The sequence below is a fragment of the Thermus neutrinimicus genome (assembly GCF_022760955.1).
Taxonomy (GTDB): Bacteria; Deinococcota; Deinococci; order Deinococcales; family Thermaceae; genus Thermus; species Thermus neutrinimicus.
In genome coordinates this window covers 194,966-204,204 of sequence record NZ_JAKTNU010000001.1, presented here as the reverse complement: position 1 = coordinate 204,204, position 9,239 = coordinate 194,966, and the positions used below count along the sequence as shown (strand labels likewise).

At 66.2% G+C, this 9,239-nt stretch carries 10 protein-coding genes and 3 tRNA genes; 2 read left to right on the top strand and 11 right to left on the bottom strand.

Annotated features, from left to right (window positions below; genetic code table 11):
* Positions 1–4: 4 nt before the first annotated feature.
* The 4 genes from trxB to L0C59_RS01095 form a co-directional block, all read right to left on the bottom strand.
* Positions 5–979: a thioredoxin-disulfide reductase gene (trxB, locus tag L0C59_RS01110; RefSeq protein ID WP_243089317.1), complete on the bottom strand. Its 975-nt coding sequence runs from the start codon at positions 977–979 to the stop codon at positions 5–7.
* 130 nt (positions 980–1,109) lie between these two features.
* A tRNA-Glu gene (locus tag L0C59_RS01105) sits at positions 1,110–1,185 on the bottom strand.
* Positions 1,186–1,206: 21 nt separating this feature from the next.
* Positions 1,207–1,281: transfer RNA gene (locus L0C59_RS01100), tRNA-Glu, on the bottom strand.
* 6 nt (positions 1,282–1,287) lie between these two features.
* Positions 1,288–1,361: transfer RNA gene (locus L0C59_RS01095), tRNA-Gln, on the bottom strand.
* Positions 1,362–1,439: 78 nt separating this feature from the next.
* Between L0C59_RS01095 and L0C59_RS01090 the strand changes: the two genes are divergently transcribed.
* Positions 1,440–2,051 (top strand): hypothetical protein, encoded by a 612-nt coding sequence (locus L0C59_RS01090; protein WP_243089316.1) that lies wholly within the window; start codon positions 1,440–1,442, stop codon positions 2,049–2,051.
* Positions 2,048–3,757 (top strand): hypothetical protein, encoded by a 1,710-nt coding sequence (locus tag L0C59_RS01085; RefSeq protein WP_243089315.1) that lies wholly within the window; start codon positions 2,048–2,050, stop codon positions 3,755–3,757. The genes L0C59_RS01090 and L0C59_RS01085 overlap by 4 nt, the downstream gene beginning before the upstream one ends.
* 39 nt (positions 3,758–3,796) lie before the next feature.
* Here L0C59_RS01085 and fmt read toward each other — a convergent pair whose 3' ends face one another.
* The 7 genes from fmt to zapE are packed head-to-tail and all read right to left on the bottom strand — an operon-like array spanning position 3,797 to position 9,194.
* Positions 3,797–4,711: a methionyl-tRNA formyltransferase gene (gene fmt, locus L0C59_RS01080; RefSeq protein ID WP_243089314.1), complete on the bottom strand. Its 915-nt coding sequence runs from the start codon at positions 4,709–4,711 to the stop codon at positions 3,797–3,799.
* Entirely contained in the window at positions 4,708–5,283 is a 576-nt protein-coding gene (gene def, locus L0C59_RS01075; protein WP_243089313.1) for a peptide deformylase, read from the bottom strand. Before def ends, fmt begins: the two co-directional genes overlap by 4 nt.
* Before the next feature lie 5 nt (positions 5,284–5,288).
* On the bottom strand, positions 5,289–6,107 hold the full coding sequence (locus L0C59_RS01070; RefSeq protein WP_243089312.1) for a CdaR family protein: 819 nt from the start codon (positions 6,105–6,107) through the stop codon (positions 5,289–5,291).
* On the bottom strand, positions 6,100–6,813 hold the full coding sequence (gene cdaA / locus L0C59_RS01065; protein WP_243089311.1) for a diadenylate cyclase CdaA: 714 nt from the start codon (positions 6,811–6,813) through the stop codon (positions 6,100–6,102). Before cdaA ends, L0C59_RS01070 begins: the two co-directional genes overlap by 8 nt.
* A 3-nt stretch (positions 6,814–6,816) precedes the next feature.
* Positions 6,817–7,959 (bottom strand): phosphopentomutase, encoded by a 1,143-nt coding sequence (locus tag L0C59_RS01060; protein WP_243089310.1) that lies wholly within the window; start codon positions 7,957–7,959, stop codon positions 6,817–6,819.
* Complete coding sequence (locus tag L0C59_RS01055) at positions 7,959–8,213, bottom strand: hypothetical protein (protein WP_243089309.1); 255 nt, start codon at positions 8,211–8,213, stop codon at positions 7,959–7,961. The genes L0C59_RS01060 and L0C59_RS01055 overlap by 1 nt, the downstream gene beginning before the upstream one ends.
* A gap of 9 nt (positions 8,214–8,222) precedes the next feature.
* Positions 8,223–9,194: a cell division protein ZapE gene (gene zapE / locus L0C59_RS01050; RefSeq protein WP_243089308.1), complete on the bottom strand. Its 972-nt coding sequence runs from the start codon at positions 9,192–9,194 to the stop codon at positions 8,223–8,225.
* Positions 9,195–9,239: the final 45 nt, after the last annotated feature.

The following is a 9,239-nucleotide window of genomic DNA, read 5'->3' as shown; positions in this document are numbered from 1 at the left end:
GGCCCTAACTCACCCTCTCGTGGGCCTCCGCCAGGTAGCGCTCCGCCATCATGGCCGCCCGGGTGCCCGCCCCCACGCTGGTGGTGAGCTGGCGGTAGATGGGGTCGGCCACATCCCCGGCGGCGAAGATGCCGGGCACCGAGGTGAAGACCTCGTCCCGCACCGCCACGTAGCCGTCGGGCCTTAGCTCCACCACCCCCTTGAGGAAGGCGGTGTTGGGCTCGTGGCCGATGAAGACGAAGACCCCATCCGTGGGGTAGACGTACTCCTCCCCGGTTTTTAGGTTTTTCAGCCTAACCCCCGTGACCTGGTCCTCCCCCAGAATCTCGGTGACGATGTGGGAGAAAAGGAAGTGCATCTTGGGGTTCTGGAAAGCCCGAGCCTGGGCCACCTTGTTGGCCCTTAGCTCGTCCCGGCGGTGGATGAGGGTTACCTTGCGGGCGAACTTGGTGAGGAAAAGCCCCTCCTCCACGGCCGCATCCCCGCCGCCCACCACCACCACCTCCTTGTCGCGGTAGAAGAAGCCGTCGCAGGTGGCGCAGGTGGAAACCCCCCGGCCATAGAACTTCTCCTCTCCGGGCACCCCGAGCTTCCTGGGATTGGCGCCGGTGGCGATGATGACCGCGCGCCCGAAGTAGGCGCGCTCAAACCCCCGCACCAGAAAGCCCCCCTCCTGGGCCTCGAGGCCCAGGACCTCGTCCATGACGATCCTGGCCCCGAACTTCTCCGCCTGCTGTACCATGCGGCTGGCCAGCTCCGGTCCGGAGATGCCCTCGGGGAAGCCCGGGTAGTTCTCCACCTCGTCGGTCTGGGCGATCTGACCCCCGGGAAGGCCCTTTTCCAGGATGACGGTCTTGAGCTGGGCCCGTCCGGCGTAAATCCCCGCGGTGAGGCCCGCAGGCCCCCCACCGATGATGACCACGTCGTACCGCTCCTCCTTTTCCCCACTTCCCGCAAGCCCGGTGAGGGTGAACTCCATGGGATACCTCCTCCTTTCAGGCTACACCCCCAGATACCCAGTGGGGGTATAGCCCACCCAGTTTCCCCCAAGCCCAAGCCGCCCGTCAAGGGAAAGCTGGCCCAGGCATAAAGGCAGTCCGAGCCGCATCTGGTGACCCCAGGGGGATTCGAACCCCCGTCTCGGCCTTGAGAGGGCCGTGTCCTAGGCCTCTAGACGATGGGGCCATGCGCGGCTCGGACTGCTTCTGGTGACCCCAGGGGGACTCGAACCCCCGCCGCCGCCTTGAAAGGGCGGTGACCTAACCACTAGTCGATGGGGCCAGGTTTTGGCTGGGGTGCGTGGACTCGAACCACGACCGGCGGATCCAGAGTCCGCTGTCCTGCCGTTAGACGACACCCCAGCGGCTTTTGCCCGATCCCTCGGGCAGAGGTTATGGTACACTCTGAAGGGCAGATTGGCAAGCCCCAGGGTGCCCTCTATGGCGGTGAACGAGGAAAGCCTTTTGGAAGCTCTAAGCCGGTATGTTTCCCCCAGGGCTGCGGAGAACCTGGTGAGGCGGGCCCTGGCCGGGAGGATGCCCACCTCGCCAGGGGAGTGGGCTCACCTTTTGGAGGAAATCCTCTGGCCCGAACTATGCCGCCTCCTGCCCTTCCGGGAGATGCCTCCGGAGCTCAAGGCCCTGGCGCGGGAGTGGAGGGAGCTGGCCTCCTCCCAGGTGGCGGAGGCCGGGGAGGGGGAAACCGAGGAGGAAGAGCTCTCCTTGGAGGCCGTGGACCTCGAGGACCCCTCGGCCCGCCAGCTCCTGGCCAAAAGGCTCGCCCGCTTGGAGGGGGTAACGGGGGTGGTGGTGGCGGGTAAAAACGGCAAGGAGGAGCTTTTTTCCGGGGAGCCCGTCCCCCTGGACCTGGCCTACCCCCTCCTCCGGCGCCAGGGGTATAGGGTGTTCTACGCCCTTTTGGAAAGGGAGATCGTGGCCTTAAGACCCCTGTCCCAGGGATACATCGGCCTCCTGGCCAGAAAGGAAGCCAATATCGGCCGCCTGCTTCACGCCTTGAGGCGGCTTACATCCCCAGCGGAGGTTAGCGGATGAAGAGATGCTTTGCCCTAGCCTGGTTCCTCGGCCTTTTAGCCCTGGCCGCCCCCCTGCCCCAGGTCTATGACCGCCTGGAGGAAACCCTAAGGCAGGTGCGCCTGGAAAACCCCACCCAGGCCCTTTCCGCCCTGGACCGGGCGCAAAGCCTTCTGCGCCAGGAAAGCGAGGGGCTTCCCCCCGTGTTGCGGGACGCCATCCTCGTGCACCTGCAGGATGCCCGGCAGGCGGTGCCTAGGCAAAGCCGGGCGGACCTCGAGGCCCGCCTCCTTCTGGTGCGCCACCTATTGGGCAAAGCCCTCTACGACGCCTTCTTCCAGGCTCCCGCTGGCCAAAAAACCCCTTACCTCACCCGCCTGGTCCGGGCCACGGGTTTATCCCAGGCGGTAGCCCAGGGGGCGGAAAGCCTAGCTCCGGAGGAAGCCCGGCGCAGGCTGGAAGCCGCCTACCTGAAGCTCATGGCCGAGGACCTGGGCCAGGCCCTTTCCGCGAGCTCCCGACCCCAGGCCTACCTGGCCCTGGCCCGGGCCTACGCCCGCTTTCTGGTGATCCAGGATAGCCCCCAAAGCACCCTTAAAGCCCAGGACTTCATCCAAGCCTTGGGCAAGGTCTCCAGCGGGGAGGACTTCCGGCCCTCGGTGAGGGAATTGCAGGAAAAAGCCTCGGCCTGGCGAAGGCATTTGCAAACCCTGGCCACGGCTTCCCCCAAGGCTACCTCCGCACCCCCACCCGCACCGGTCCCATCCCCGGCGGGGAAACCCTCCGCCACGCCTCCCATTGCTTCCCCACCCGCCCCCCCTGTCCCCTCAACCAGCCAGGTATTCCCAGCGGAAAGCACCCTTCCCCAGGAGATCCGGGAGGAAGTCAGCCTTCTTCGCCTAGATCCCCAGGCCGCCGCCCGCATAGGCGAGACGTTGCAACGCCTGGCCATCCCCAGCCTGATCAACTGGTTGGACCTTCTGGATGAGGTGCGCAGTAGCCTAGCCCAGGCCCAGCTCTATACCGAAGCGGGCCAGTATAACCGAGCCCGGGCCCAACTCGCCTATGCCTATAGCCGTTTCCGACTGAAGGTTTATCCGGTGGTGGGAGCCTACGCCCCTGAGCTGGCTGAACGGGCTGACCGCCTCTTCTTGGCCATGCAAAACGCAGTGGGTTTACGCACGGTGGACTTCACCGTTCTCCTGGGTGAGATTCAGGAAATCGAGGAACGCCTTCTGGGAGGTTCCCTGGGCCCTTGGCACACCCTGCAGGTCCAGCTTCAGCTCTTTCTCCTAGGCATTCCCCGGGCCATCCTGTTCCTCCTCGCATCGGCCCTGGCCTTCTTCCCCCTTTATCTGGGTTGGATCACCTTCAGCGGCAGAAATGTGTACTGGACGCTTCTTGGGCTGGCCTTTCTGTTCCTCGCACTTCCCATCCTAGCGGAAGGCGTATCCTACACGGGCTCCATCCTGGCGGAGTATGGGGGCCTGCCCATCCTGGGCCTTTTGGCCAACCTCTCCATTGCCCAAGGCTTGGTGCCCTACCTGGCCTGGGGAATCTCCGCCTTCCTCGTTGTCGCCTTCGCCGGGGCGGGTTTAAGGGGCATCGCCGCCCAGTTTGGCCTTCTCAGGGAACGGGGCCGGGAGGTGGCCACCCTCGCGGAGCAGAAACCCTCCGCCACCACCCTCACCAGCGAAACCATCGTGGAGTGGGACGAGGAGTTTTGAGGCCTCCCCGACCCGGCTAAACCGGGTCGGGGGGTCCCTTCATTCCAAGCGGGTACCCGGCCCCACCCCATATCCCCGGGCCCAGTCGGCGGCGGGCATGGGGCGCTTTCCCTCGGGCTGGACCTCCACGAGCCGGATGACCCCCTCCCCGGCACCCACCAAGACCCCTTCCCTGTCCACTCCCAGCACCACCCCAGGCTCCCCCGCACCCGGCTCGGGGCGCATCTTTAGGACCTTAACCCGCTTGCCCCCGTGGAAGAAGTGGCTTCCTGGCCAGGGTTGCACCCCCCGGTGGCGGTTGTAGATGGCTTGGGCGCTGTCCGCAAAGCGGATACGCCCTTCCTCCTTGGTGAGGAGGGGCGCATAGGAAGGCTCGCCCTCCTGGGGCCTGGGGGTAAGGTGGGGAAGGTTTTCCAAAACCCAAAGGAGAAGCTCTATGCCCTTATCCCTAAGGCGCTCGGAAAGGGCCACCGCATCCTCCTCGGGGCCTATCCCCGTGCGCCAGAGGGCGTAGAGGGGGCCGGTGTCCAGGCCCTCCTCGGTCTTCATGATGGCCACCCCGGTCTCCCTTTCCCCGTGGATCAGGGCCCAGGGCACCGGGGCCGGGCCGCGGTACTTGGGGAGCAGGGAGGGATGGAGGTTCAAGAAGCCGTAGGGGGGAACCTCGAGGACCTCCTTGGGGAGAATCTTGCCATAGGCCGCCGTCACCGCCACCTCCGGGGCCGCCGCCTTAAAGGCCTCCAAAAACTCCCGGTTCCCCTTAAGGCGTTCGGGCTTCAAAAGGGGAAGCCCGTGGGCGGAGGCGTACTCCGCCACCGGACTCATGGCGGGCTTCAGGCCCCGGCCCTTGGGCTTATCCGGCTGGGTGACCACCAGGACCACCTGGTGGTGGCGGTTCAGGGCATCCAGTACCGGCACCGCCCAGGCGGGCGTGCCAAAGAAGGCCACCCTCATCCCTGGGAAAGCTCCTTCAAAAGCGCCTTGGCCTCCTTCTGCATCCGGGCCAGCTCCGCCCGGTTTTCCTCCAGGAAGGCCTCCCGCTTGGCCTTGGGCAGGCGCTCGAAGAAAAGGATGCCGTCCAGATGGTCCATCTCGTGCTGGAAGACCCTGGCCATATACCCCTCCAGCTCCAGGGCGCGGGGCCTTCCCTCCTCGTCCTGGTATTCCACCCGGATGCGCTCCGCCCGGGGCACCTCCTCGGAGTAAAGGCCGGGAAGGGAAAGGCACCCTTCCATCCCCTCCACCTCCCCTTCCCGGTGGGTGATCACTGGGTTGGCCACCACGTAGATCCGGCGCACCAGGTCCCGGAGGGGCCTTTCCTCCCCCTCCGGCTCGTCGGCATACTCCACCGCCACGAAGAGACGCTGGGAAAGCCCAATCTGGGGTGCGGCTAGGCCCACGCCGCGGGCCTCAAACATGGTCTCCAGCATGTCCTCGGCCAGCTTCTTGAGGCCCGCAAAGTCCTGGACAGGCCGGGCCTTCTTCCTGAGTACCGGATCCCCGTAAAGGCGAATGGGGTAGATCATCCCGTCTATTCTAGCGCAAGCCGCACCCTTCCCAAAACCTCTCCCAGAACCCTCACCCCCGGAGGCAGGTTGAGGACCAAGGGGGCCGAAACCTCTCCCGGGCGGAAGCTTCCTTCCAGCCTCGCCTCCACCTGGGTCAGGCCCTCCAAGGCCTCCTTGGGCCCCACCACCTCCACGGCCCTGGGGGTGTAGTCCACCACCCTCAGGCCCGCGGGAGGCTTCAGGACCAGGGGGACCTCCTTGCGAAAAAGAGGGGCCTCCCGCGCCACCACCTGCACCTGGGGGGGAAGAAGCTCCACCCCGGGAAGGGGCCCCTGGGGGCCAAAGGCGGTGAGGGCCACCGTATCCCCCCCCAGGTCCAGGCCCAAGGCCACCACCGCCTCCTCCACCCGGCTTTTCGGCCCCTTGGCCTCCACAAAGGCGGGCTTGGTTTCCACCCACGCCCCCTGGGAAAGGACCTCCACCGGCAGGGTGCGGGTGAGGATGGCCTCCTCCCGGCCCTCCACCCGGGCGGGCCGGATCTCCAAGACCTCCACCCCTTGGGGCACGGCCACCCGCACCTCCCGGGAAAAGGCCCCCTCGGCCCCGGAGAGGTCCAGGTAGGCGGACACGGGAAGCCTGGCCCCCTCCACCAAAGGAGCCGGTCCCCTTAGGCGCAACATGACCTCCTTGGGCACCCCTTCCGCCGTGCGCTCCCCTCCCAGACCCACCACCTGTAGGGGCACACTCACCGCTCGCTCTACCACCGGGGCCCTTTCCCTTAAGGAGTACCAGACGGCAAAGGCCGCCAAAAGGGCGATGAGGAAGCTCCCCCAGTCACGCACGGAGCACCTCCTTAAGCTTCTGCCGCAGGGCCTCGAGGCTCATGGGTGGGGAAAGCCTCCCCCCCTCCGCCAGCCTTATGGCCCCGGTTTCCTCGCTCACCACGATCACCAGAGCATCGGAAACCTCGGAAAGCCCCAGGGCCGCCCGGTGGCGTGTGCCCAGGCCCATGCGGGCCTCGGAAAGGGGGAAGACGCACCCCGCGGCGAAAAGCCGATCCCCCCTCAGGATGGCCCCACCGTCGTGCAAGGGCGTGCCGGGGTAGAACACCGTCTGCAGGAGCCGGGCGGAAAGCCTGGCCTCGAGGATCTCCCCCGTGGCCGCATACTCCCCCAGGGGGGTGCGCCGTTCCAAGGCCAGGATGGCCCCGTAGCGCCTCTCGGAAAGCCGGGCCAGGCCCAGAAGGAGCTCCTCCAGGGCCAAGGAGGGGGCCCTGGGCCCCTGGGCCCGGCCAAGGCGCTCCAAAAGCCCCCTGAGCTCCGGCTGGAAGACCACGATCAAGGCGAAGGCCCCCAGGGTGGCGGCGTTCCCCAAAAGCCAGGAAAGGGCGGAAAGCCCAAGGAGGCTGGCCAAAAACCAGACGGCCAGGTAGACCAAGACGCCCCGCACCAGGTTCAGGGCGCGGGTTCCCGCCATGAGGCGCCAGAGATAGTAAAAGAGGATGCCTACTAGAAGGATGTCCAGGAGGTCGCGCCAGGTGAAGGGCATGGCCTAGACCAAGCTCTCCCCGGGGCCCTCCCAGGAAAGCCCAAAGAGCCTAGCCCAGGTGGCCCCCAGATCCGCGAAGCTCCCCCGGGTACCCAGCTCCCCCTTCACCCCCGGGCCCACCCAAAGGAGCATCCCGTACTCCCGGGTGTGGTCGGTGCCGAAGAAGGTGGGGTCGTTGCCGTGATCGGAGATCAGAAAGAGATGGTCCTTAGGGCCTAAGGCCTCCAGGAGCTTGGGAAGGAAATCGTCCACCTGCTTGAGGGCCTGGGCGTACCCTTTTGGGTTCCTCCGGTGCCCATACTTGGCGTCAAAATCCACCAGGTTGGCGAAGAGGAGGCCGGAAAAAGGCTCCCCCATCAGGGCCAGGGTCTTCTCCAGGCCGTCGGCGTTGTCCTTGGTCTTCACCTCCCGGGTGAAGCCCCTGTGGGCGTAGATGTCGGGGATCTTCCCCACCCCCACCACCTCGAGGCCCCCCTCCTTCAGGAGGTCCAGGACGTTTCTGGGAGGCTCTAAGGCGAAGTCCTTCCGCAAATCCTCCCGCCGGTAGAAGTTCCCGGGCTCCCCAGCGAAGGGCCGGGCGATGACCCGGGCCACCTGGTGCTCCCCCTTAAGCATCTCCCGGGCCACCTGGCACCAACGGTAAAGCTCCTCCAGGGGCACCACCTCCAGGTGGGCCGCCACCTGGAAGACGCTGTCCGCGGAGGTATAGACGATGGGAAAGCCCGTTTTCCGGTGGGCCTCCCCGTAGTCCCGTATGGCCTCGGTGCCGGAGTAGGGCCGGTTCAAAAGCCACCCCCCCACCCCGATGGCCTCGGCCCAGGCCCGGAGGAGTTCCTCGGGGAAGCCCTCCGGGTAGGTGCGGAAGGGTTTCTCCAGGTACACCCCCACGAACTCCCAGTGCCCGGTGGTGGTGTCCTTGCCCGGGTTCACCTCCCGCATGCGGCCAAAGGCGCCTTGGGGCTTAGGCCGGGGCAGGGTGTGGACCCCGGGGACCCATCCCAAACCCAGGGCGGCCAGGTGGGGAAGCTCCACCCCGGTCTTCAGCACCGTGTGGTCCAGGGTGTCCGCCCCCTCGTCCCCGAAGGAGGGGGCATCCGGCAGATACCCCAGGCCCACCGAGTCCAGGACGATGGCCGTGACCTTCATTAAGACCTCAAGCCCTCCTCTTCCTCCTCTTCCTCCGCCAGGGCCATGAGCTCCTCCGGGGTCATCTCGGAAAGGGCCCGGACCGCCTGGAACTCCTCCACCAGGCCCTGGATCTCCCCCATGGCCTCCTCCAGGGAAAGCCCTCCCTCCTGGTACTCGTCCAAGACCTCCTCTATGGCCTCGAGGATCCCCACCGCGGCGCTGGCCTGGGACAGGGCCTGGGCCAACTCCGAAAGCTTTTCCGTGAGCTCCATGCCCCCATGCTACCCCAAAAGCTCCGCCAACCGGGAAAGGGCCCGGCCGTACTTCTTGGCGAAAGCCCCGTGCCGGTAGGTCTCGGGAAACACCTCCTGGAGGGGCACCCCACTGACGCGGAGGGCCACCCCCAGGTTGTACACCTGGTCCACGAAGTGCACGAAGCGGAGGGCGTCGTTGGGGTCGGAAATGGCCTCGAGGCCCTGAAGGTAGACCGCCTCTACCCCATCCAGCAGGTAGCGGTAGCGGATGGGGTGTAAAGCGCGCAGGTGGGCAAGAAGCTCGGGAAAAGCGTCTAGGGTTTTCCGGCGGGGGTCCTCCCGGTAGAGGGCAAGGAGCTCGGCTTGGGAAAGGGGCTCGGAAAACCGATCCGGGTCGCGGTGGCGAAAATCCTCCCCCTCAATACGCTCCACGGCGAAGCGCCGGGCCAGGCTTTGGATCTGGTGCTTGAACTGCTCGGCGTTAAACCGCCCCTCCCCCAAGGCCCCGGGCGGGGTGTTGGAGGTGGTGGCCACCCGCAAACCCCTATCCATGGTGAGGGCCAGGAAATGGGTGATCATCTGGGCATTGCCGGGGTCATCCAGCTCAAACTCGTCCAGGAAAAGGTAGCGCAAGGCGGCAAAGCGCCTGGCCCCTTCCCTTAGTCCCATAAGGCCCAGGGTGTAGGTGAGCTCCTCAAAGGTGAGGAAGGCCTTGGGGGGAGGGGCCTCCCAGAAGGCAGCCACCAGGAGGTGGGTCTTCCCCACGCCAAAGCCCCCATCCAGGTAGATCCCTTGCGGCCCGGGAAACCGGGGCCGGAGGAAGCCCCGGGGGCGGTCCTTGGTCCATCGTCGCAGGCGCTCCTTGGCCAGGGCCTGGGAAGGATAGCGGGGATCGGGCCGATAGGTGGCAAAAGTGGCGGATTGGAAACGGGGCGGGGGCACAAAGCTTTGCAGGAGCCTTTCCAAATCCACCTCGGGGTGGCGGTTCACTAGGCGCATGGCCCACATTCTAGCCGGCTAGCGCACCACCACAGCCACCCCCAG

Bases quoted from the DNA above. Each gene is read 5' to 3' on its own strand.
- trxB (WP_243089317.1), bottom strand. From the start codon at position 979: ATGGAGTTCACCCTCACCGGGCTTGCGGGAAGTGGGGAAAAGGAGGAG.
- L0C59_RS01090 (WP_243089316.1), top strand. From the start codon at position 1,440: ATGGCGGTGAACGAGGAAAGCCTTTTGGAAGCTCTAAGCCGGTATGTT.
- L0C59_RS01085 (WP_243089315.1), top strand. From the start codon at position 2,048: ATGAAGAGATGCTTTGCCCTAGCCTGGTTCCTCGGCCTTTTAGCCCTG.
- fmt (WP_243089314.1), bottom strand. From the start codon at position 4,711: ATGAGGGTGGCCTTCTTTGGCACGCCCGCCTGGGCGGTGCCGGTACTG.
- def (WP_243089313.1), bottom strand. From the start codon at position 5,283: ATGATCTACCCCATTCGCCTTTACGGGGATCCGGTACTCAGGAAGAAG.
- cdaA (WP_243089311.1), bottom strand. From the start codon at position 6,813: ATGCCCTTCACCTGGCGCGACCTCCTGGACATCCTTCTAGTAGGCATC.
- L0C59_RS01060 (WP_243089310.1), bottom strand. From the start codon at position 7,959: ATGAAGGTCACGGCCATCGTCCTGGACTCGGTGGGCCTGGGGTATCTG.
- L0C59_RS01055 (WP_243089309.1), bottom strand. From the start codon at position 8,213: ATGGAGCTCACGGAAAAGCTTTCGGAGTTGGCCCAGGCCCTGTCCCAG.
- zapE (WP_243089308.1), bottom strand. From the start codon at position 9,194: ATGCGCCTAGTGAACCGCCACCCCGAGGTGGATTTGGAAAGGCTCCTG.